At 65.0% G+C, this 21,685-nt stretch carries 20 protein-coding genes; 5 read left to right on the forward strand and 15 right to left on the reverse strand.

Going from position 1 to position 21,685, the window contains the following annotated elements:
* Positions 1-35: 35 nt before the first annotated feature.
* From AC24YW_RS04825 to AC24YW_RS04890, 14 genes are all read right to left on the reverse strand, one after another.
* Positions 36-1,268: a branched-chain amino acid ABC transporter substrate-binding protein gene (locus tag AC24YW_RS04825; protein WP_487481632.1), complete on the reverse strand. Its 1,233-nt coding sequence runs from the start codon at positions 1,266-1,268 to the stop codon at positions 36-38.
* 276 nt (positions 1,269-1,544) lie between these two features.
* Entirely contained in the window at positions 1,545-2,768 is a 1,224-nt protein-coding gene (locus tag AC24YW_RS04830; RefSeq protein WP_487481633.1) for a TetR/AcrR family transcriptional regulator, read from the reverse strand.
* A gap of 194 nt (positions 2,769-2,962) precedes the next feature.
* Positions 2,963-3,643, reverse strand: coding sequence for a response regulator transcription factor (locus tag AC24YW_RS04835; protein WP_036023302.1), 681 nt, complete (start codon positions 3,641-3,643; stop codon positions 2,963-2,965).
* A 275-nt stretch (positions 3,644-3,918) separates the two neighbouring features.
* On the reverse strand, positions 3,919-5,502 hold the full coding sequence (locus AC24YW_RS04840) for a Do family serine endopeptidase (protein WP_487481634.1): 1,584 nt from the start codon (positions 5,500-5,502) through the stop codon (positions 3,919-3,921).
* A 221-nt stretch (positions 5,503-5,723) separates the two neighbouring features.
* Entirely contained in the window at positions 5,724-7,067 is a 1,344-nt protein-coding gene (locus AC24YW_RS04845; RefSeq protein ID WP_487481635.1) for a methyl-accepting chemotaxis protein, read from the reverse strand.
* A 130-nt stretch (positions 7,068-7,197) separates the two neighbouring features.
* Positions 7,198-7,680, reverse strand: a complete 483-nt coding sequence (locus AC24YW_RS04850) for a cytochrome c-type biogenesis protein (protein WP_487481636.1) — start codon at positions 7,678-7,680, stop codon at positions 7,198-7,200.
* Positions 7,681-7,684: 4 nt separating this feature from the next.
* Positions 7,685-9,667 (reverse strand): heme lyase CcmF/NrfE family subunit, encoded by a 1,983-nt coding sequence (locus AC24YW_RS04855; RefSeq protein ID WP_487481637.1) that lies wholly within the window; start codon positions 9,665-9,667, stop codon positions 7,685-7,687.
* Positions 9,664-10,173 carry a cytochrome c maturation protein CcmE gene (gene ccmE / locus AC24YW_RS04860; RefSeq protein WP_275513421.1) on the reverse strand — a complete coding sequence of 170 codons (510 nt, stop codon included), beginning with the start codon at positions 10,171-10,173 and terminating at the stop codon, positions 9,664-9,666. Before ccmE ends, AC24YW_RS04855 begins: the two co-directional genes overlap by 4 nt.
* A gap of 37 nt (positions 10,174-10,210) precedes the next feature.
* Positions 10,211-11,317 (reverse strand): c-type cytochrome biogenesis protein CcmI, encoded by a 1,107-nt coding sequence (ccmI, locus tag AC24YW_RS04865; protein WP_487481638.1) that lies wholly within the window; start codon positions 11,315-11,317, stop codon positions 10,211-10,213.
* Positions 11,318-11,449: 132 nt separating this feature from the next.
* The gene (locus tag AC24YW_RS04870; protein ID WP_487481639.1) at positions 11,450-11,719 is read right to left on the reverse strand and encodes a hypothetical protein; all 270 of its coding nucleotides are present in this window, start codon (positions 11,717-11,719) and stop codon (positions 11,450-11,452) included.
* A gap of 98 nt (positions 11,720-11,817) precedes the next feature.
* Entirely contained in the window at positions 11,818-13,218 is a 1,401-nt protein-coding gene (locus tag AC24YW_RS04875) for a hypothetical protein (protein WP_487481640.1), read from the reverse strand.
* Positions 13,219-13,380: 162 nt separating this feature from the next.
* Positions 13,381-14,757, reverse strand: a complete 1,377-nt coding sequence (locus AC24YW_RS04880; RefSeq protein WP_487481641.1) for an ATP-binding protein — start codon at positions 14,755-14,757, stop codon at positions 13,381-13,383.
* A 108-nt stretch (positions 14,758-14,865) separates the two neighbouring features.
* Positions 14,866-15,540 (reverse strand): response regulator transcription factor, encoded by a 675-nt coding sequence (locus AC24YW_RS04885; protein WP_487481642.1) that lies wholly within the window; start codon positions 15,538-15,540, stop codon positions 14,866-14,868.
* A 238-nt stretch (positions 15,541-15,778) separates the two neighbouring features.
* On the reverse strand, positions 15,779-15,934 hold the full coding sequence (locus AC24YW_RS04890) for a hypothetical protein (protein ID WP_487481643.1): 156 nt from the start codon (positions 15,932-15,934) through the stop codon (positions 15,779-15,781).
* A 229-nt stretch (positions 15,935-16,163) separates the two neighbouring features.
* On the opposite strand from AC24YW_RS04890, the gene ku reads away from it, so the two are divergent.
* The 5 genes from ku to AC24YW_RS04915 all read left to right on the forward strand — a co-directional run bounded on the left by ku (position 16,164) and on the right by AC24YW_RS04915 (position 21,139).
* Positions 16,164-17,168, forward strand: a complete 1,005-nt coding sequence (gene ku / locus AC24YW_RS04895; protein WP_487481644.1) for a non-homologous end joining protein Ku — start codon at positions 16,164-16,166, stop codon at positions 17,166-17,168.
* A gap of 59 nt (positions 17,169-17,227) precedes the next feature.
* Positions 17,228-17,464, forward strand: coding sequence for a hypothetical protein (locus AC24YW_RS04900; protein ID WP_487481645.1), 237 nt, complete (start codon positions 17,228-17,230; stop codon positions 17,462-17,464).
* 273 nt (positions 17,465-17,737) lie between these two features.
* Positions 17,738-17,902: a Flp family type IVb pilin gene (locus tag AC24YW_RS04905; protein ID WP_487481646.1), complete on the forward strand. Its 165-nt coding sequence runs from the start codon at positions 17,738-17,740 to the stop codon at positions 17,900-17,902.
* 111 nt (positions 17,903-18,013) lie between these two features.
* A complete protein-coding gene (locus AC24YW_RS04910; RefSeq protein ID WP_487481853.1) occupies positions 18,014-19,540 on the forward strand; it encodes a thymidine phosphorylase family protein in 1,527 nt (508 codons plus the stop codon).
* 3 nt (positions 19,541-19,543) lie between these two features.
* Positions 19,544-21,139 (forward strand): MBL fold metallo-hydrolase, encoded by a 1,596-nt coding sequence (locus AC24YW_RS04915; protein ID WP_487481647.1) that lies wholly within the window; start codon positions 19,544-19,546, stop codon positions 21,137-21,139.
* 67 nt (positions 21,140-21,206) lie between these two features.
* Here AC24YW_RS04915 and AC24YW_RS04920 read toward each other — a convergent pair whose 3' ends face one another.
* On the reverse strand, positions 21,207-21,401 hold the full coding sequence (locus AC24YW_RS04920; protein WP_487481648.1) for a hypothetical protein: 195 nt from the start codon (positions 21,399-21,401) through the stop codon (positions 21,207-21,209).
* Positions 21,402-21,685: the final 284 nt, after the last annotated feature.

Genomic DNA, 21,685 nt, shown 5'->3' on the forward strand with positions numbered 1-21,685 from the left:
GCTGCCGGCTGCGGGAAGGCAAAGCTATTCCAGGCTTACGGCCGGGTCATCTTGCAGGTTGTGGGAACCATCGTCTTGGAGGTGTCGATCTTGGAAACCAGATGCCATCCCCAGCCGGTGCCTTCCTCGTCGAACGGCTCGTTTGCAGCGAGCTTGCCGAAGGAGGAGATGTAGATCGGCTGGAAGAACTGGTGATCGTCCTTGCGCATGAGGCCCTCACCGCCATCCAGCACCTCGAACTTGAGATCCTCGAGGGCAGCCGCGACCTTCACCGGGTCGAGCGAGTTGGCCTTCTCGGCCGCGGCCTTGAACATGCGCATCTCGTTGACGGCACGCGGATACCACAGCGACATGTTGACCTTGGCGCGGAAGGCCTTTTCGAAATCCATCGCCGGCTGGTGGCCGGAATTGGCAAAGCCCTCGGTGATCTGGAAGACCTGATGGTCGAGACCGGTCTGCTTGATTGCGGTCGGACCACCAGCGCCGCCGGCATAATAGGTGTACCAATTGACCTTCAGGCCGGCGTCCGCCGCGGCTTTGAGCAGCAGCGCGATGTCCTGGCCCCAGTTGCCGGTCACGACGCTGTCGGCGCCCGAAGCCTTGATCTTGGCGATGTAAGGCGAGAAGTCGGTGATCTTCAGCAGCGGATGCAGTTCGTCACCGACGATTTGGATGTCGGGCCGCTTGGCGCCCAGCATCTTGCGCGCGTCGGCGCGCACCGACTGGCCGAAGGAGTAATCCTGGTTGATCAGGTACACCTTCTTGATCGCGGGGACATCTTTCATGTAGCTGGTGAGCGCTTCCATCTTGATGTCGGAGCTCGCATCCCAGCGAAAATGCCAGTAGCTGCACTTTTCGTTGGTCAGGCTCGGATCGACGGCGGCGTAGTTGAAGTAGAGCACTTCCTTGCCGGGATTGCGCGTGTTGTTCTTGGTGACGAAGTCGGACAGCGCTGCGGCGACCGACGAGCCGTTGCCTTGCGTGATGAAGCGGGCGCCGGCATCGATGGCCTTCTGCGCCTGCACCAGGCTTTCCTGCGGGTTGGTCTTGTTGTCGAGAGGCAGAATCTCGATCTTGCGGCCCAATATACCGCCCTTGGCGTTGATCTCGTCAGCCAGATACTGAAACGTTTTCAAGCCGCCCTCACCGATGCTGGCGCCGCCGCCGGACAGCGGATCGATGTAGCCGAACTTGATTGTTTCCTGCGCGAATGCCGCTCCTCCGAGCATCGTCAGCGCTGCCGCCGCAGCAATTGCGAGCTTGTGCATCCTGGCCTTCTCCCTTTGCATGTTCTTGTTACTTGGCGATCGAAGCTGACTCACAACGTCGGTCGCGCCATTCTTCGCTACTCCAATATTGAATACTGTGTAAAGTTTTGTCGCAAGGAATAATTGCGGCCTCAACATGAAGAATGCCGCGCGCCCGTCCGGGATATTGAATTCACAGGCAACTTTTGAGACCAAAGCCCGCGCTCAATCTGCGGCTGACATCAAGTCCGAACGGGAAAGATGAAGAGCGCGATCAGGGGTCTCAGAGGGGTTGCTTTATACCACCGCGCGGGGCTTGAGCCCCGAAAGGAACAGCCGCGAAAAATAATCAGCAACCTGCATCGGAGACCAGCTCCGCTCGCCCCTGAACCAGATCGGGTACCAGTGGCCCATTCCAGTCAGAACGCGTTCGGCGAAGTAAGTGTCGACGCTACGGAAGTATCCCTCGTCGATCCAACGCTGGTGGTTTCTCTGGTCCTGCTGGATCGTTGCAAGCACCTGCCCGACATAGTGCTTGCGGTCAACGTCGTTGAGATAGTTGATGTTGTGGTAGGTCGCCTTGGGGCCGCAAGGGGTATCGTGCAGCATCAACAACAGGCGGACTCTCTGAACGACGTAATCGAACGCCCCGAGCCCGAGGTCCTGCAAATATTCTCGAATCCCGATCTCGCCGGCCAGGCCTCTTCGCAGGCAAGCCAGCAACAGGCGCTCCTTCTCGCGGAAATGATAATAGATGCCGGCCCGCGTCATGCCTGCCTCCGCCGCGATGCTCTCGAGCGACGTACCGGACGCGCCCCTTCGATTGAAACTGTCCGAGGCAATCGAGAGCATCCTGTCGAGCTTCGCGGCGCGTTTGTTCCATTTCGAGCGGGACTGGAGAAATGGTGCCAGGCTCGGTGCTTCAGGCATGTCGGGTAAGGCAATGTCACGCCGGTAAACCCCATGCGTGATGATGTCGTCAATGGCATCAATCGCCTGCTGGCGCGAATAGTAGTCGCGCTCGGAGAACCAGAACGGAACCCAATCCAGGATGGAGATGAGGGCGACGGCCGTAAGGAGGGGCTCCTCGCAGGCGATCGAGCCGTCGGCAACGCCACGCTTCAGAATGTCGGCGAGCAGCGCGGCATTCTGCCAGCGCCTGGCGTGCACGTCGTTGCTGTAAGACGCAGCCAGCGCATCGATGTCGGAGAACAGGATCATGCGCTGGCCTTCAGGCCGCAGCCGGGCTCTTATGAAGCGCCTGACGATTTCGAGCCCATCTATCCCGGGCTCGGCCGCGGTCTCGATTTCGTGGCTGTAGATCGCAAGGCCGCGCAAGTAGCAGTGAAAGATCAGGTCTTCCTTGTCGCGAAAATAGTGGTACAGCGCTCCCGGCACCGATCGAACCGATGCTGCGACCTGCTCCATCGTCACGTTCGCATAGCTATGGCGGGCAAAGAGCTTGGAAGCCGACACAAGGATCTCTTCCGCTCGGTCGGACGGGAAGGCGGCAACTTGCAAGCTTGAATACCCTTCCTGATCGTGGACGGATTCACCCCGGTGAAACGTCCACTACCACAGGTCGGATATTCTTGCCATCGGACGGCGCTAGGCCAGCATCGCCCGCAACCCTCGGACGGCGGAGCAAAATGAAGACGCAGCCGATGATTGCAGGTTCGAGCTCGCCGTAGATCGATCGGGCAACGCCGAGCGCCCTATCTCATTCCATCACGGATCATGTACCCGGCGCCACGGATCGTGTGCAGCAGCGGGCGCTCGAAGCCCTTGTCGATCTTGGAGCGCAGCCGCGAGATGTGCACGTCGATGACGTTGGTCTGCGGATCGAAATGATAGTCCCAGACGTTCTCCAGCAGCATGGTTCGCGTCACCACCTGGCCGGCGTGCTTCATCAAATATTCGAGCAGGCGGAATTCGCGCGGCTGCAGCGTCAGCTCGTCCTTGCCGCGGGCGACGCGATGCGAGAGCCGGTCGAGCTCGAGATCGCCGACGCGATAAAGCGTCTCCTCGGCGGGACCGCCGCGGCGGCGCGACAGCACTTCGACGCGGGCCAAGAGCTCGGCGAAGGAATAGGGCTTCGGCAGATAATCGTCGCCGCCGGCGCGCAGGCCCTTGATGCGGTCATCGACCTGCCCGAGCGCGGAGAGAATCAGCACCGGCGTCGTATTGCCCTTGTCGCGCAATGCCCCGATGAGCGACAGGCCGTCGCGCTTGGGCAGCATGCGGTCGACCACCAGCACGTCGTACTCGCCGTTCTCGGCCATGGCGAGGCCCTCCTCGCCGTCGGCGGCGTGGTCGGCGATGTGTCCGACTTCGCGAAACGCCTTGGCGAGGTAGTCGGCGGATTCGCGGTCGTCTTCGATGATGAGGAGGCGCATCGTGCGTTCGGCGGCGGTCAAGGAGGTCAACCTTCTCTAAACATGGCGCGAGCGGCAACCGCATGCAAGCCGAGCAGGAAAGGCTCGACGCGGGAAAAAGGCGGGCGGCGAGGCTGGGGGGACCTCACCGCCCTAGGCCTTCCGACGGAGGGGGGCGTAATTCCACCGGAAGGTAGACGAGGGAAGCCAGCGTTGCGCTGCTTCCCCGAAGGGCACCGGCGGCGGGGGCGACTGATGCCGGCGGTACCCTTCATCTCGTAGGCCTCCTGAAGACCTCAGCCCTTGGCGATGGGCACGGCGACGAAGCGCGACTGGCCGCCGCTCTTCACGCGCATCAGGACGCTGTTCTTGTTGTCGGTCCGCGCCGCATTGATGGCGTCGCGGACTTCGCCGGCGGTCGCCACGCTCTTGCCACCGACCTCGAGGATCACGTCGCCTTCCTTGAAGCCGCGTTCGGCCGCGGCGCTCTTCGGATCGACCTCGGTGACCACGACGCCTTCCTTGCCGGCGCCGGCCACGGAATTGGCGGGCGCAACGGTCATGCCGAGCTTCGGTACGTCGGTGCCCTTGCTGGCGCCCTTGCCGCTATCCTTGTCGAGGTCGGCCTTGGCCTCGACCGTGTTCGGCAACTGGCCGAGGGTGAGGTTGACGACCTTGTCCTGGCCCTTGTGCAGCACGTTGAGCTTCACGGTCGCGCCAGGGGCCATGCCGCCGATGGTGCGGGCGAGCTCGCGGGCGTCCTTGACGGGCTCGCCGTTGACCGCGGTGATCACGTCGCCGGACTCGATACCCGCCTTCGCGGCCGGACCGCTCGCCTGCGGCTCCGCCACCAGCGCGCCTTCGGCCTTCTTCATGCCGAGGCTGTCGGCGATGTCGGAGGTGACGGGCTGGATCTGCACGCCGATCCAGCCGCGGCTGACCGAGCCCTTGTCCTTGAGCTGCGCCACTACGCTCTTGACGGTGTTGGCCGGGATCGAGAACGCGATGCCGACGCTGCCGCCGGAAGGCGAGTAGATCGCGGTGTTGACGCCCATCACCTCGCCGTTGGTGTCGAAGGCGGGACCGCCGGAATTGCCCTTGTTCACGGGCGCGTCGATCTGGATGAAATCGTCATACGGGCCGTTGCCGATGTCGCGGCCGCTCGCCGAGACGATGCCCGCGGTCACGGTGCCGCCGAGACCGAAGGGATTGCCGACCGCGAGCACCCAGTCGCCGATCCGCGGCTTGCTGTCGGCGAGCTTGGCGAACGGGAAGTTCGTGCTGCCATCGACCTTGATCAGCGCGAGGTCGGTGCGCTGGTCGGTGCCGATCACCTTGGCGGTGTAGGTCTTGCCGTCGTCGGTGGTGATCTCGACCTTGTCGGCGCCATCGACCACGTGGTTGTTGGTCACGGCATAGCCGTCAGCCGAAATGAAGAAGCCCGAGCCCTGGCCCTGCACGACGCGGCCACGACCGCCGCCCTTCAGGCCGGGTGGCAAACCATCCGGACCGCCGAAGCGGCGGAAGAAGCGCTCCATCGGCGAGCCGGGCTGGAACGGCGAGGAGGAATCGTCGCCGTCGTCATTGCTCGCGGTCTTCTCCTTCATGTTGACCTTCACCGAGATCACCGAAGGCTTCACGCGCTCGACCACGTCGGCGAAGCCGACCGGACGCTCGACCTTGCGGACCTCATTGTTGACCTGCGCATGAGCCGGGCTCGAGAACAGGTCGGCCGGAAAGGACGACGGGCTGAAGCCATAGACGGCCGCGCCGAGGCCGGCGACGACCGAAGCCATCAGCGCGAGCTTGCGCGCGGAAAACACCGACCGGCGCGGCTGCCGGTAGGACGGGAGGTTCGAAAGGTCGATGCGGTCGGTCATGCAGAAATCTCCAGGGCCTTGAATTCCTTTTGGTGCCGGATGCCAGCACCTTGCGGACCTGAAGATGGGGTCTCCCGCCTTACCGCGCGCTGGCGGCGGGGTTAAACTTTTGTAATGATGCGCCGAGCCGGATGCGGCAGTTCGGCACAGGGCGAAAATCGTGGCCTTACAGGAACTTAATCGAGTTCCGCCGAAAAGGCGGCGGGCGCGCGTTCTGGCCCTCAGCTCGCCCTGACACTGACGATGAACTCGTCGACTTCGCGCTTCAAGGTCTCGGCCTGCCGCGACAGATCGACGGCCGAATCCCTGGCTTCGGCCGCCATGCGGCCGGTCTCGGCCGAGGTGGAGGTGATCTGGACGATATGGTTGGAGACGTCGAGGGTTCCGCGCGCGGCATCCTGCGCGCTGCGCGTGATCTCCTGTGTGGCGTTGCGCTGCTGGGCGGTGTCGACCTCGATGCCCGACATGATGGACGAGATATCCGCCAACGTCCTGGAGATGCCGTCGATCGCGCCGCGGGTCTCCGCGGTGATGCCCTGAATGCTGGCGACATGCGAGGTGATCTCCTCCGTCGCCTTGCTGGTCTGATGCGCCAGGTTCTTCACTTCCGAGGCGACCACCGCAAATCCCTTGCCAGCTTCGCCGGCCCGTGCCGCCTCGATGGTGGCGTTGAGCGCCAGGAGATTAGTCTGCGATGCGATCGCCTGCACGAGCTGGACGACCTCGCCGATCTTTTCGGCGGCATCCGACAGCGTGTGAATGGTATCGCGGCTCTTCTCCGCCTGGCTTGCAGCGCCTTCGGCGCGCTGGGTCGCGTCCGTGACGCGGCGGCTGATCGTGCCGATCGAGTTCGTCATCGCCTCGGCAGACCCTGCGACCGTCTGCACGCTGGCGCTGGCCTGACCCGCGGCGCTGGCCACCGCATTGGCCTTGGTGCTGGTGTCATTGGCGGTCCGCGACAGCGTCTCCGCGTTGGTCTTCAGATGCACGGCCGATGACGCAACGTTGGTGACGACGCTGGCGACGAGATCGTTGAAGCGCTTGATCCTGTTATCGAGGAATTTCGACCGCTCGGCCTGATGCTGGGCTTCATGCAGCTGCTGCTCGGAGAGGCGGCGCCGCTCGATGCCGTTGGTCTTGAACACCTCCAGCGCACCGGCGAGCAGGCCGATCTCGTTGGTGCAGCCGAGCCCCGGAACGGATGTCTCGAACTTCTGGTCGGCAACCTCGCGCATGGCATGCACGATGGCCGCCAGCGGATTGAGGATGCCGTTGCGCACGGCGAACCAGGTGGTGAAGCAGATCGCGAAAGCGATCACGGCGATCACGCCGCAGGCGACCAGGAACCAGGAGAACGCGGACTGCGCCTGCTGGTAGATCTGCATCGCATGGTCGCGTGCCGGGCCGCTCAGCGCGGCGAAGTTCGAGGAAAGGCTGGTGATCTCGTTGTTGAGATAGAGCACGGCGATGAAGCCGGTGCCGCCGCCGATGCCAAGAAGGAACAATAATGCAGCGACGACGGCGCCGACCAGGAAGCGGATCGTCAGATTGCTGTTCGCGAACATCGGGGACTCAGGAGCTGGAATCAAACCTCGCGACAAGCTTCCAGACAAAGGTCAATTTAGCATGAACCAAGCAGCCGTTGCCGGGGACTGCGTGGCAGTACGTAGCTCGACGTTTCAGAGCGATTTGACTTCAGGAGGATTTGGGTTCGTCCGACATCAAGGCCGCAAGCCGCGCCTTTTCCTCGGGCGTGAGCGGCGGCGCCGGTACGGCCACACCGCTTCGCGAGCGGCGGCGGATTTGCAGCCACAGCGCCAGGCCGCCGCCGATCAGCAGCACCGGCCCGAGCAGCCACAGCAGCAGGGTCTGCCGCTCGAAGCGCGGCTTGAGCAGCACGAACTCGCCGTAGCGCGCCACCAGGAAGTCGAGCACTTGCGAATTGCTGTCACCGGCCGCGATGCGCTCGCGCACCAAGAGCCTGAGATCGCGCGCCAGCGGCGCATCGGAATCGTCGATCGACTGGTTCTGGCAGACCATGCAGCGAAGCTCGCGCGACAATTCGCGCGCGCGCGATTCCTTCACCGGATCCGGCATGATCTCGTCGGGCTGCACGGCGTGGGCCGCCGGCAAGGCCAGCAGCAGCAAGGCGACGAAGACGGCCATCATCCGGCGCATCGGATCATTCCGCGGGCTGGAGGCGCTGCTTGGCCCGCGCCGGCTTCGGCGCGCCGACCCGCAGGCGGCGGTCGGAGAGCGAGAGCACGCCGCCGAACGCCATCAGCACCGGCCCCCACCAGATCAGGAGAACCAGCGGCTTGTGATAGATGCGCACGGCGATGGCGCCTTCGGCGGTGGCGTCGCCGAGCGAGACGTAGAGCTGGCTCGCGCCGCGCGTCAGCAGCGCCGCCTCGGTGGTCGAGGAGCCGCGTGTGGTGAAGCTGCGCTTGGAGGGCGTCATCACCGACACCGCCTCGCCATCGCGGCTGATCTTGAACTCGGCGATCATCTCGCGGTAGTTCGGGCCCTGGCGTTGAAACAGCCCGTCGAGCTTCAGATCGTAGCCGGCGACATGGGCGACCTCGTTCGGTTTCATGGTCGCGATGTATTCGCTGTTCCAGGTGGTCTCGCAGACGATCCCGATCAGCGCAACGCCGAGGCCGGCATGCGCGAACGCGGTGCCCCAGGCCGAGCGCGGCAGGCCGCGCGCCCGGTGTAGCACCGTTGCGAACGGCAGGCGCACCAGGCCGGTCCGTTCGACCAGGTCGGTGACCGCTCCGGCAATGACGAAGACACCGAGCCCGATCGCGAGCGGCGCCAGCGCGCTGCCGCCCCTCACCCACGCCCAGACGATGGCGACCACGACAAGCCCGGCAACGCCGGCCGCGAGCAGGCGCTGCATCACGCCGAGCAGGTCGCCGCGCTTCCACGCCAGCATCGGCCCGAACGGCACTGCGAGCAGCAGCAGTGCGAACAGCGGCGCGAAGCTGAGATTGTAGAAGGGCGCGCCGACCGACATCTTGAAATCGGCGAGCATCTCCATCGCCAGCGGATAGAGCGTGCCGAACAGCACCACCGCGCAGGCCACCGTGAGCAGGAGATTGTTCAGCACCAGCGCGCCCTCGCGCGAGATCGGCGCGAACAGGCCGCCCTGCTTCAGCGAGGTGGCGCGGCCCGCGAACAGCGACAGGCTGCCGCCGATGAACAGGCACAGGATCAAGAGGATGAACACGCCGCGGGTCGGATCCGTGGCGAAGGCGTGTACCGAGGTGATGACGCCGGAGCGCACTAGGAAGGTACCGAGCAGCGACAGCGAGAAGGTCAGGATCGAGAGCAGGATGGTCCAGACCTTCAGCGCGTTGCGCTTCTCCATCACCAGCGCCGAATGCAACAGCGCGGTGCCGGCAAGCCAAGGCATCAGCGAAGCGTTCTCCACCGGATCCCAGAACCACCAGCCGCCCCAGCCGAGCTCGTAATAGGCCCAGTACGAGCCCATGGCGATGCCGAGGGTCAGGAAGATCCAGGCGACCAGCGTCCAGGGCCGCACCCAGCGCGCCCAGGCCGCGTCGATCCGGCCCTCCATCAGCGCAGCGATGGCGAAGGAGAACGAGATCGAGAAGCCGACATAGCCGAGATAGAGCATCGGCGGATGCACGGCGAGACCGATGTCCTGGAGCACGGGATTGAGATCGCGCCCCTCGATCGGCGGGCTCGCGATGCGCAGGAACGGATTCGATGTCACCAGGATGAAGAGGTAGAACGCCCCGGCGACCCAGGCCTGCACGGCCAGCACATGCGCGCGAAGTGACAGCGGCAGATTGTTGCCGAAGGCCGCAACGAGGCCGCCGAACAGCGCGAGGATCGCCACCCACAGCAGCATCGAGCCTTCATGATTTCCCCACACGCCGGTGATCTTGTAGAGCAGCGGCTTCATCGAGTGGGAATTCTCGTAGACGTTGGCGACGGAGAAATCCGAGTTCACGTGCAGCATCACGAGCGCCGTGAACGAGGCGCCGACGAACAGCAGCTGAGCCAGTGCGGTCGAGCGCGCCACGTTCATCAGGGCGGCGTCGCCAAGGCGCGCGCCGATCAGCGGCACGACGGACTGGATCAGTGCGAGGGCGAGCGCCAGCACCAGCGCGTAATGTCCTGATTCCGCGATCACCGTACCGCTCCTTGCGGATTGCCCTGCGCGGTCGTCGCCGCGGGCTTGGCGGCACCGGAGGCTTGGGTACCGTAATCGTCCTTCCAGTGCCCCTGCTTCTTCAGGGCATCGGCGACGTCCTTGGGCATGTAGGTCTCATCGTGCTTGGCAAGGACGGTATCGGCCTTGAACACCCCGTTGGCGTCGAGTGCGCCTTCGGCGACGACGCCCTGCCCTTCGCGGAACAGGTCGGGCAGAATGCCTTTGAACGCGACCGGCAGCTTGGCGTTGCCGTCGGCGACCTCGAACGTCACCGCGAGGTTGTCGCCGCGCTGAAGCGAGCCGGGCTGCACCAGGCCGCCGAGGCGAAACCGCTTGCCCGGCTCGACATGCTTCTCGGCGACCATCGTCGGGGTCGAGAAGAACACGATGGAGTCGCGCAGCGCGTTGAGCACCAGCGCGGCCGCAAGCGCGAGCACGGCGAGCGATCCGCCGATGATGGTCATACGTCGCTGCTTGCGCGTCATGGCGTATCCGTTCTCCGCATCTGTCGTCCCGAAATCGTCATCCGCCGATTCCGAGAGTCCTGAGGCCTTCGTTGAGCTGGCGCAGCCGCTCGGCGTTGCTGGCAACCGCCTGCCGGGCGTCGGCCGAAGCGCCCATTGCCTTGTCCCGCTCGCCCATCACCAGATAGGCGCGCACCAGACGCAGCCAGCCCTCGACATCGTCGCCGTTCTGCTTCAGCCGCGTCGCCAGACGATCGACCATGCCGCGCACCATCGCGTTGCGATCGCCTTCGGCCATGTCCTTGGAGGCAGCAATCGTCTCGTCGGACAGCGCGGGCATCGAGCCACCCCCACCGACCCGTGCCAGCGAGGACTGCACCAGGGCGCGCCACGGCGCATCCGCCGGCGCTTTCGCAAGCAGCGCACGCCAGATGTTGGCCGCATCGTCCTTGCGGCCATCCTGCTCGGCGGCGAGCCCCAGAAAATAGTTTGCCTTGGGATCGTCGGCGTTCAAGGCGTGCGCGCGCTCGAATTCGGCCTTGGCCTCGGCGGTCACCACGCCGCCGGCGGCAGCCGAGATCGCTTCGCCGAGATCGGACCGGCGCTCCGCGCTCTCGCCGTTGTAGGTGAGCGAGTTGCGATAGGCGCGCACCGCATCGTCGAAGCGGCCGAGCCGCTCCAGAACCGGCGCGAGCACGTTCCAGCCGCGGCCGTCCGTCGGATTTTTTTCCAGATGCTGCTCGACCTGCACGACGAGGTTCTCGAGCGACTGCGCCATGCCGGACCCGCGCTCCCGCTGCGCCAGGGGGAAGTCCTGCAGCCGGGGTGAACCGAGCGGCATGTAGACGCCGGCCGCGACGAGCGGCAGGCCCGCAAGCGCCAGCACGGCCGCCGCACGGCGCCATTTGAGGTTCGACGTCGGCGCCACCGCCGGCTCGCTGGCCGCCGCCGCAAGCAGCCTGCGGCTGATCTCGACGCGCGCAGCCTCGGCCTCGGGCGCCAAGATCAACCCGGCGGCGAGATCACGCTCGATCTCGGCCAACTGATCCTTGTAGACCGCGACCTCGCTGCCCTGATCCTGTGCGCGGCTGGTGCGGCCAAGCGGCCAGAGCACGGCGAAAATCGCCGCGACCGTCATCAGCGCGAACACGAACCATAGCGTCATCTGGCAAGCTTCCGGCGGCGCCCGAACCGCGCCTGTAGGTGCCTTTACACCACGGCCGGAGGATGCGGCAATTGACAATTGTCAATTCGTCGCGACCCGCATGTCGTCCCGAAAAGGTGAAAATCCAACGGCTTAGCCGATCTCGAAGTCGACACTTTGCGCGGCCTGCTCGCCGTGCCCGTCGAAGGCCTTGAGGAAGTATATTCCCGGCTTGATTGCGTCCGGCAATCTGATGCGTAGCGCTCCGACCGGAACCCGCGATGCAACCCTCGTGATGGTCTCAGGCAGCTGCCTATCGCTGGCCTTCTCGACCAGCACCACCTTGGCCCCAACCATCAGCCGTTGATACTTGGCCACGATGACGCGGTTCTCAATCTCGATCGAGCTGATAACGGGTTTCATGCGCCCACAGATAGAAATTCCCAGACGTGCACCGGGAAAGTACGGCGCGCCATCGGCGCCGTCAACTTCAAATTGTGGTCGGGAAAAATGCGCGCAGATCAGCCAGCGCGCGACGATTTGCGTTCGCCCGTGAGTGCATTTTCGGCGGCCCGGCTCATCAACGAGGCGTAATCGTCGCCGAACAGCACCTGGCAGAAGCGGATCGCGGCCTGAACCTGCTGCTGCCGATAGGTACGGACCTTGTGATCGGCAGCGCGCAGCGACTGCACCAGCTGCTCGGTCGAGCGTTCCACATATTGCTGGAGATCGGAATAGGTGCGCAGCGTCACCTCGTTGATCGCAAGCTCGCTCGCATAGTTGCGGCACGTCGCGACGAAGTCGATCAGTGCCACCGTTTCCTCGACTTCGGTGCTGTCGATCCGTGCCCCCGGCGGAATGTCCTTTTCGGGGCGCTGGCGCAGGATGCGGCGGACGCGGCCGGGAACGCTGTCGATCTCGGATTGCAGCGCATTGGAGATGTCGGCCCGGATCGAGGTCAGTTGCTTTCCCCAGGCGGAATCGTTGCGCAGGTCGAGCTCGGTGCGCAGTCCGCGCACCCCGTCGTGCAGCGTCTTGAGGTTGGCGGCGACATTGTCGAAATGACCGCGCTTGATGTCCGTGCGCAGGATCGCGGCAACGCAGGACAGATCGTGCAAAGCCATGGTGACGGCAACACCGTAAGGCGTCGCCGCGACGCGGATCTCGTCATCGGACGCCGCGATCTTGACCGCAAGGCGGATGATCTGCCAGGGCGCGGTCATCCGCTGCACGACCATCGACAAGGCGAAAGGCAGCATCTGCGGCGTCTGAAGCGCCGGAATGTTGAGCGCCGACGTCACCGAGGCGATCTGGGGGTCCCCGAAGGCCCGCAAGGTGCGCGGCAATTTCTCGTTCAACGTCGCGATGGCGTCGCGGACCTGGAGCACCGCACCGATCGAATAGAGATCCTCGATCACATTGGGCGGTCCGACCCGGGCGAGCGCCCGCGACTTGTCGCCGCCGCCCGGCCCCGTCAGCTGGAAGATGGCGTCCGCGGCCACGGCCTGAAGCTTCTGCGCCAAGGCTTCGACCTGCCCTACACTGTCCGCCGGCATGCGCGACAGCGCCGCCTCGAATTCGTTCAGCTTGTCCGGAGCGCCGTCACGGCCAAGCCACTGCCAGATCGGCTGCAGCGAGGAGCGGCGAATCTGGCCGGCCCTGACCGGAGTACCCGGTTCGACGAGGAACGGTTCCAAGACCTGGAATAACAGCCGCGACAGATCGTCCGTACGCGGCGGCAAAGCCTCTTCGGCCTCGCTCTTGCGGACGATCTTGCGCAGCTGCTCGAGCACGAGGGTGGCCACCGCCGTGTCCTGGCCACGCTCCAGCGCACGCTCGAACTCCCGCATCAGCAGCGCCTGCGACTGCGGCGGGAGCTGCGCGAGATATTCCCTCAGCCGCTCGATCGATGTCTGGCTCATGCGCCCGGGTAATGCACGGTAAAATGGCGGACATGGGATGGGTCCGGCGCGATCATAGGGGGTCCCGACTTAAGAAGCCGTTTAGGAAGCTGCCTTGAATGCCGCCGGCACCTCCCTGGAGGCACCTCGGCCATGCCGGAAATTTGTCGTTGAAACAAGGGATTATATCCCGGGAAGAACCAGCTCGGCGCGCAGGCCCCCAGTCGGCGCGCTGCCGAGCGAAAGGCTGCCGCCATAGAGGGCGGCGAGGTCAGTTACGATCGACAGCCCGAGTCCCGACCCGGGCTTGGACTCATCGAGGCGTTGGCCGCGCCGGGCGACCTGGGCGCGCTCGGCTTCCGACAGGCCGCGACCGTCGTCATCGACGACGACCCGCAGACGCGGGCCGGCGCCGGCCTGCTGCGCCGGCTCGACGAGGACCTCGATGAGGACGCGCGAGGCCGCCCATTTGCAGGCATTGTCGACGAGGTTGCCGACCATCTCCTCCAGATCCTGCCGCTCGCCCCGGAACCTGGCGGATGGATCGGCCTTGGCCTCGACCACGATGCCGCGGTCGCGATGGATCTTCTCCATGGTCCGCCGCAACCCCTCAATGGCAGGCGCCACTTCCGTCACAGTCGCGACCACCGAGACCCGGGCCGCGATGCGGGCGCGCTCCAGATGATGGGCGACCTGGTCGCGCATCACATCCGCCTGCTCCATCACCTTCTCCGCGAACGGATCGGCGGCATGCGCGCTGGCTTCATTGACGATGACCGAAAGCGGCGTCTTGATCGCATGGGCGAGATTGCCGACATGGGTGCGCGCCCGCTCGACGATCTCGCGATTGGCGTCGATCAGCGCGTTGGTCTCGCGCGCCAGCGGCGCGATCTCGACCGGGAATTCACCCTCGAGCCGTTCCGCCCGCCCGGAGCGGATGTCGGCGATCGCGTCCGAGATGCGCTTGAGCGGTGCAAGGCCGAAGCGGACCTGGAACACGGTCGTCAGCAGCAGCACGATACCGAGCGCAGTGAAGGTGCCGCCGAGATAATAGTCGAAGCTGCGCGTCTCGTCGAAGATCTCGGTGTCGTCCCCGGCGACGCTGACCAGAAATTTGCCATCGGCACCGAGATCGACCGGCCGTTCCACCATGCGCAGATTCTGCCCTTCCGGCCCGTCGACATAAGCGAGGCGGATGCCGGCGGCGGTGAGCTCGGCGCCCTGCTCTTCCAGCTTCGGCAGCTTCTTGTCCCAGAGCGAGCGCGAGGAGCGCACCTCCGGCTTTTCGGTGTCGGTCCGCGTGATCTGCCAGTACCAGCCGGACAGCGGAAGGTCGAACAGGGGCTCGCCAAGCGACTGGAACTGGCGGTCCGGCGGCTCGTCCGGGGTTGCGACCTCGGCGATGAGGGTGCGCAGATAGAGATTGAGCCGGCGGTCGAAGGCGCGCTCGGTGGCGTCCTTGTAGACCGACGACAGCACGACGCCTGTGATGGCCAGGATCACCACGAGCCAGGCGGTCGCCGACAGGAACAGTCGGTTCGCAAGCGAGCTAGCGGCCATCGGAATGATCTCGGGCGGCGCAGGATGGCAGGTGGTCGGACGTCATGACCGGACCAAGGGCCCAGTTCGGCCTCCCGTCAAGCCAAGATAGTCAAAGGCCGGAGCGCCTCAGGCGCCCGGCGCCGGCGGCGGGGTCAGGAGATAGCCGAGGCCGCGGACGGTCTGGATGATGTCGACGTCGAGCTTCTTGCGGATGCGGCCGACGAAGACCTCGATGGTGTTGGAGTCGCGGTCGAAATCCTGGTCGTAGAGATGCTCGACCAGCTCGGTGCGCGAGACCACCCGCCCGGAATGGTGCATCAGATAGGCCAGAAGCCGATATTCGTGCGAGGTCATCTTGACGGGGTTGCCCGCCACGCTGACCCGGCCGGTCCGGGTGTCGAGCGTAACCGGGCCGCAGGTCAATTCGCTCTGGGCATGGCCGGTGGAGCGGCGCAGCAGGGCGCGGATGCGCGCCAGCACCTCCTCCAGGTGGAACGGCTTTGCGACATAGTCGTCGGCGCCGGCATCGAAGCCCTGCACCTTGTCGCTCCACCGGTCGCGCGCGGTGAGGATCAGCACCGGCATGGTGCGGCCGTTGCGGCGCCAGGCTTCCAGCACCGAGATGCCGTCCTTCTTCGGCAGGCCGATATCGAGCACCACGGCGTCATACGGCTCGTTGTCGCCGAGATAGTGCCCCTCCTCCCCGTCGAAAGCCCGATCGACGACATAGCCGGCGTCGGTCAGCGCCTTGGTGAGCTGGCGATTGAGATCGGGGTCGTCCTCAACAACGAGCAGGCGCACGCTTCTCTCCAAAGATGGGCTGCAAGAACAGGCGACTTGAATACCGCCACAGATGAGCAATTCCGGCGTGAACTGAATATGAACGCAAGGAACCGGCCTACGTTACTTTTTGGTCATATACGACCTGGCGCGCGGAAAATGCGACTGCGCCCACCATGCCGCCGGAGGAGCGGCATGGTGGGCGCAATTTGCCGCATCGTGCGGCGAGCCGGAACGTGCCGGCGTGCTTTGCCGGTCGTCAGGTCCGGAAGAACACGAACCAGACGACGGCGAGGATCAGAATCGCAAGCCCGGTCGAGATGGCGAGCAGCGCCGCCACGGAAGGCCCGGGCTCGCCCTGGCGCGCCTCGGTCGGAGTTTCGACGATCCGGTTCTGCTCTCGCGTGGATGCCATGGTGACCTCAATCTGTGGCTGTCGCGTCGGATGGCCGCGACCTCCTCGGCGATGAACTGCCGGGGCAACGCGTCAATTCGAGCGATGTTCCGGGCCTTGGGCCCGCGGGGCAACACGGCGCAGGCGGCGATTAACGCCGTTGCAAGATTCCGCGCCGGCGGTTGCTATGATTCGCAACTGGGCGATGGTATCCTTTAGGGCTTGTCCTCTGTTGCGTCTGGAGTAGACCATGGCCCCCCGCGCCAATTGGAAGGGTTTTCTGCGTCTGTCGCTCGTGACCTGCCCGGTCGCGCTCTATCCGGCCACTTCGGATACCGAGAAGGTCTCGTTCAACCAGATCAACCGCAAGACTGGCCACCGCATCAAGTATCTCAAGGTCGATGCCGAGACCGGCGACGAGGTGACCTCCGAGGACATCGTCAAGGGCTACAAGGTCGACACCGACACTTATATCGAGGTCACCAAGGACGAGCTGGACGACATCGCGCTCGATTCCACCCACACGATCGAGATCGACGAGTTCGTGCCCAAGGCCGACATCGACAACCGCTATCTGATCCGTCCCTACTACCTCGTGCCGGACGGCAAGGTCGGCCACGACGCCTATGCGGTGATCCGCGAGACCATCCGCAGCATGGACAAGGTCGCGATCGGCCGCGTGGTGCTGACCAACCGCGAGCACATCATCGCGCTGGAGCCGCTCGAGAACGGGCTGATGGGCACGCTGCTGCGCTACCCCTACGAGGTCCGCAGCGAAAAGGAATATTTCGACGACATCCAGGACGTGAAGCTGACGAGGGACATGCTCGACCTTGCCAAGCACATCGTCGAGAAGAAGTCCGGCGCGTTCGAGCCCGAGCTGTTCGAGGATCATTACGAGACCGCCCTGATCGATCTCATCAACAAGAAGCGCAGCGGCATGCCTGTTACCGCCAAGGCCGCACCGAAGACCGGCGGCAACGTCATCAGCCTGATGGACGCGCTGAAGAAGAGTATCGCGAACGAGAAGGACGCCGTGCCCGCGGCGAAGGTCGCCAGGGATACGGTCAAGGACACGGCCAAGGATACGGCCAAGGCCAAGAAGGCGAAGAAGCGCGTCGAGGGCCAGCGCGAGATGCTGCTGCCGATATCGGGCAAGGGCGGCAAGGACGCTGCAGCGAAGGCTGCCACCACGCCGAAGAAGGCCGCCGACAAGCCGGTGCGCGCGCCGGCGCGGGCAAAGAAGGCCGGCTGACAGCATCACACCCCGCGATCGCGCCGTGATGTCTCTCCTCGCCGATCGGCCGGCCTGACATGCCCTGGTCGACGCCGTTCGAGGATCCGGTTCGCGTGAGCAACAAGCGCAAGCTGCTCACGCTTCAAGAAGCAGCCGACTACATCATGCAGCTGCCTGAGGACGCCCAGCACGAGGCGCATTGGCAGACCGCGATTGAGACCTTGATCAATGCGGCCGAGACCGGCGGCGGCTGGGTGATGTTCGCCCGCATCGCGATGCTGCGGGCACTGAATACGGACGGCCGGCGCGGATGAGCGCGATCAAGCCATCCTTGCCGATAGGTTGACGAACAGGCTCAACAATCGGTTAAGCGGTCAAGCCAAGATGGGCAATTTGCCGATCAGCCCGCGCCGGGCTGTACGTTTGAGTTCATTTGAACGGGTCGACGGAACCTTAATTTAATGAATGCCGTCGTACGAGGTAAGGTGCGATCGCCCTGTTTTGGCGCGCCCGAAGACTTATTCGATCGATTTGCAAGTCCGATAACGACGCGACCATCCATCGGATCGGATGAACAGGAGTTGGCAATGCGTCTGCTTAGGTCCTTCCTTGCCGATGAGAATGGCGCAACCGCAATCGAGTACGGCCTGATCGCCGCAGGGATCGCCCTGGCAATCGTGACCATCGTCAACAGCACGGGCGCTGCGCTGCTCAACAACAAGTTCAGCTCGGTCAGCTCGGCGATGAAGTAACGGCCGGCCTGGCCCGCGCCCTGACAACCTGGCGGGCCATGATCTGGGTCAACAGCGTCCGGACGGCGGCGTCTAAGCATGGAGGTCCGTCTCCCTGCTGCCGGCCCGCCCATGCATCCAGAGCTTCCGCATTCCCAACTGAAGATCCGCCGCGTCCGTCTCGACACCGGCCGTGAGAACGTCGTCGTCGTCTCCAGGCGGTCCAAGGCGCTGCGCGCGGAGATCTTCCGCGGCTTCAGTCGCGTCGAGCTTCGTCAGGGCGGCAAGGTTCTGCTGGCGACCCTGCTGATCACGGACGACGATACGCTGGCGGCTCCCGACGAGATCGGCCTCTCCGAGCCTGCGTTCCGGCGCTTCGCCGAAGCGGTCGGAACGGAGGTCACGGTGAGGCCCGCCTCGCCTCCGGAGAGCCTGGAAGCAGTACGTGCGAAGATCCGCGGACGAACCTTGAGCCAGGCCGAGATCGGCGCGATCATCAGCGACCTCGCCCATTATCGTTACTCCGACATGGAGATCGCCGCCTTCCTGATCGGTTCGGCGAGCTTCATCACCAGCGACGAACTGCTCGCCCTCACGGGGGCCATGGCGCAGGCCGGCACCCAATTGGTCTGGCCGACCCCGGTGGTCGTCGACAAGCATTGCATCGGCGGCATCCCCGGCAACCGCACCTCGATGGTGGTGGTGCCGATCGTCGCCGCGCATGGCCTGCCGATTCCGAAGACCTCCTCGCGCGCGATCACCTCGCCGGCCGGCACCGCCGATACGATGGAGGTGCTGGCGCGGGTGAATATTGCAGTCGAGGAGATGAAGGCGATCGTCTCCTCCTGCAACGGCTGCCTGATCTGGGGCGGGCACGTGAACCTGTCGCCGGCCGACGACGTGCTGATCTCGGTCGAGCGCCCGCTCAGCCTCGATACCCGCGAGCAGATGGTCGCCTCCATCATGTCCAAGAAGATCGCGGCAGGCTCAACCCATCTCTTGATCGACATTCCGGTCGGGCCGACCGCGAAGGTCACCGGCGGTGTCGAGGCCATGCGACTGCGAAAGCTGTTCGAATTCGTCGGCGACCGCTTCGGCCGGACGGTCGAGGTGATCACGACCGACGGCAGCCAGCCGATCGGCAACGGCATCGGGCCGGTGCTGGAGGCCAACGACGTCATGGCGGTGCTTGGCAACGAGCCGGGTGCGCCGCGCGATCTGCGCGAGAAGTCGCTCCGGCTCGCCGCCCATCTCTTGGAATACGATCCCAAGCTGCGCGGCGGGGCCGGCTATGCCCGGGCGCGCGAACTGCTGGATAGCGGCGCGGCGCTGAAGCAGATGCAGAAGATCATCGACGCACAGGGGCCCTCGACATGCAGCAACGAGCTCGGACCGCTCAGCTTCGACGTCGAGGCCAGGCGTGATGGCATCGTGTCCGCAATCGACTGCCTGCGCCTGAACCGCCTCGCCCGCACCGCCGGCGCGCCGCTCGACAAGGGCGCGGGCATCCGCCTGTTCAAGAAGATCGGCGACCGCGTCGAGCAGGGCCAGCCACTCTATCGCGTCTACACGTTCGGCCGGTCGGAGCACGATTTGGCGGCCAGCGCGACCGCGGCCGACAACGGCTATGCGATCAACGGCAAGCCCCTCGGAGCATGACAGATGAGCATCACCGTTCGATTTTGCGGTGCCGCCCGCACCGTGACCGGCTCGAGCTATCTGTTCCAGACCGCAAGCGGCCGCTTCCTGGTCGATTGCGGCTTGTTCCAGGGCCAGAAGACGCTGAAGGAGCTCAATTACCGCGCCTTTCCGTTTCGCCCCGCCGACATCGATGCGGTGCTGCTCACGCATGCTCACATCGACCATAGCGGTCTGTTGCCGAAGCTCGTGCGCGCCGGATTCGAGGGGTCGATCCTGGCGACGCGCGGCACGATCGACCTTTGCTCCTACATGCTGCCCGATGCCGGCAACATCCAGGAATCGGAGGTCAAGCAGCTCAACCGGCGCAATGCCTCGCGCGGGCGCAAGGAAGTCGAGCCAATCTACACGCAGGCCGACGCGATCGCATCCCTGCGATCGTTCCGCGCCGTCGACTACGAACGCTGGACCGACGTGATCCCCGGCGTCCGCGCGCGCTACTGGAACGCCGGCCATTTGCTCGGCTCCGCCTCGATCGAGCTGGAAATGGCCGAGCAGGGCGCGCTGCGGCCGCTGCGCGTGCTCGTGTCCGGCGACGTCGGGCCGGAGGCCAAGCTGCTCCAGCCCGATCCGGAAGCGCCGAGCGATTTCGACTACGTCATCTCGGAAGCGACCTATGGCGACCGCGTGCGCGAGGCCACCACACCTGCGCTTCGCCGCGAGCACCTCGCCGCCGAGGTACGCGATGCCGCGGCGGCCGGCGGCGCGCTGCTGCTCCCCGCCTTCGCGGTCGAGCGCACCCAGGAGCTGATCGTCGATCTCGTTGATCTGATGGAGCACCGCGAGATTCCGACGGCGCCGATCTTCCTCGATTCACCGCTCGCGATCCGCGCGACCGAAGTGTTCCGCCGCCATTCCGAGAGCCTCGATCCGTCGGTCGATGCGACGCGCCTGCTCAACTCGCCGCATCTCAAATTCACCGAGACCGCGGACGAGAGCAAGGCGATCATGCGTCTGTCCGGATTTCACATCATCATCGCCGCGAGCGGCATGTGCGACGCCGGCCGCATCCGCCACCATCTGAAGCGCTGGCTGTGGAACGAGCGCGCGACCGTGCTTCTGGCCGGCTTCCAGGCCAACGGCACGCTCGGCCGCTTCCTCCAGAACGGAGCCAAGGCCGTCCGCATCCAGGGCGACGAGATCAAGGTCGCCGCCCGCATCCGCATGATCGACGAATATTCGGGCCATGCCGACGGCGCCGGCATGGCCAGCTGGATCGCCGCGCGTCGTCCGATCGCGCGCGGGCTGTTCCTGGTCCACGGCGAGGAAGCGGCGGTTGCGGGCCTCGCCGAGCGCGTCGCCGAGCGCATCATTCCCGGAGCCAGGATCTACCAGCCGCTGCTGGACGACACTTTCGAGCTCGCCGCACCCGAACCGCGCGTGCTCGACGCCGGTCATCGCCGACGGCTCGCACCGGAGGCCGTGACCCGCCTCGACTGGCACAACGAGATGTCCGAGCTCATGCTCGACATCAACGATCGCGTCGCCGCAGCCGCCGACGACCGCGCCCGCGGCGTCATCATCCGGAAGCTGCGCCGGGCGCTGCAGGAGACGGCGTAGACGCTTTGACGGCCCTCTTAGTGCTGATATTCTTCGGCGGAGCGGGCTCGACGGGCCATGCTGTCGATCAATCAACCAGCGCTGCCGAGAGGATGCCGATGAGAAACGTGACGCTCTTGGCTCTCGGCCTCATGCTTGTCGGCGCCGGGCCGCACGACAGCGCGAGAAGCCAGACTTCGGCCGCGCCGCCGGTTTCGCTTGCTCCGCCCGATGCATCGCCGCCACGCCCCAGTGCCACCAAGCCCGCGCGGGCGACGACCAACAGAACTCCGCCGGCGGCGTCCGGCAGAGAGCCTTCCGTGATCGGAGGGCCCCAACCGAGGCCGAATTCGGCTGCCGACTACGATGGCTTCAGCGTCGGCACCGTCGATGACGTTGACACCCCGAGCCGCGTGACGCCGCCTGTGCGTTCGCGCGCAGCAAGGGACGCCAATTCCAATCCAGATGCAAATGGCCTCGATCAGGAAGATGGGGCGTTGAAGCGAAAGCTGATGATCTGCCAGAACTGCAAATAGCAGGGCTATCGCATACGACTTGTGGCGGCGG

It is taken from the genome of Bradyrhizobium sp. USDA3516, from assembly GCF_057651995.1.

Coding starts and splice junctions, on each gene's coding strand:
- AC24YW_RS04825 (WP_487481632.1), bottom strand. CDS start 1,268: ATGCACAAGCTCGCAATTGCTGCGGCGGCAGCGCTGACGATGCTCGGA.
- AC24YW_RS04835 (WP_036023302.1), bottom strand. CDS start 3,643: ATGCGCCTCCTCATCATCGAAGACGACCGCGAATCCGCCGACTACCTC.
- AC24YW_RS04840 (WP_487481634.1), bottom strand. CDS start 5,502: ATGACCGACCGCATCGACCTTTCGAACCTCCCGTCCTACCGGCAGCCG.
- AC24YW_RS04845 (WP_487481635.1), bottom strand. CDS start 7,067: ATGTTCGCGAACAGCAATCTGACGATCCGCTTCCTGGTCGGCGCCGTC.
- AC24YW_RS04850 (WP_487481636.1), bottom strand. CDS start 7,680: ATGCGCCGGATGATGGCCGTCTTCGTCGCCTTGCTGCTGCTGGCCTTG.
- ccmE (WP_275513421.1), bottom strand. CDS start 10,173: ATGACGCGCAAGCAGCGACGTATGACCATCATCGGCGGATCGCTCGCC.
- ccmI (WP_487481638.1), bottom strand. CDS start 11,317: ATGACGCTATGGTTCGTGTTCGCGCTGATGACGGTCGCGGCGATTTTC.
- AC24YW_RS04870 (WP_487481639.1), bottom strand. CDS start 11,719: ATGAAACCCGTTATCAGCTCGATCGAGATTGAGAACCGCGTCATCGTG.
- AC24YW_RS04875 (WP_487481640.1), bottom strand. CDS start 13,218: ATGAGCCAGACATCGATCGAGCGGCTGAGGGAATATCTCGCGCAGCTC.
- AC24YW_RS04880 (WP_487481641.1), bottom strand. CDS start 14,757: ATGGCCGCTAGCTCGCTTGCGAACCGACTGTTCCTGTCGGCGACCGCC.
- AC24YW_RS04890 (WP_487481643.1), bottom strand. CDS start 15,934: ATGGCATCCACGCGAGAGCAGAACCGGATCGTCGAAACTCCGACCGAG.
- ku (WP_487481644.1), top strand. CDS start 16,164: ATGGCCCCCCGCGCCAATTGGAAGGGTTTTCTGCGTCTGTCGCTCGTG.
- AC24YW_RS04900 (WP_487481645.1), top strand. CDS start 17,228: ATGCCCTGGTCGACGCCGTTCGAGGATCCGGTTCGCGTGAGCAACAAG.
- AC24YW_RS04905 (WP_487481646.1), top strand. CDS start 17,738: ATGCGTCTGCTTAGGTCCTTCCTTGCCGATGAGAATGGCGCAACCGCA.
- AC24YW_RS04910 (WP_487481853.1), top strand. CDS start 18,014: ATGCATCCAGAGCTTCCGCATTCCCAACTGAAGATCCGCCGCGTCCGT.
- AC24YW_RS04915 (WP_487481647.1), top strand. CDS start 19,544: ATGAGCATCACCGTTCGATTTTGCGGTGCCGCCCGCACCGTGACCGGC.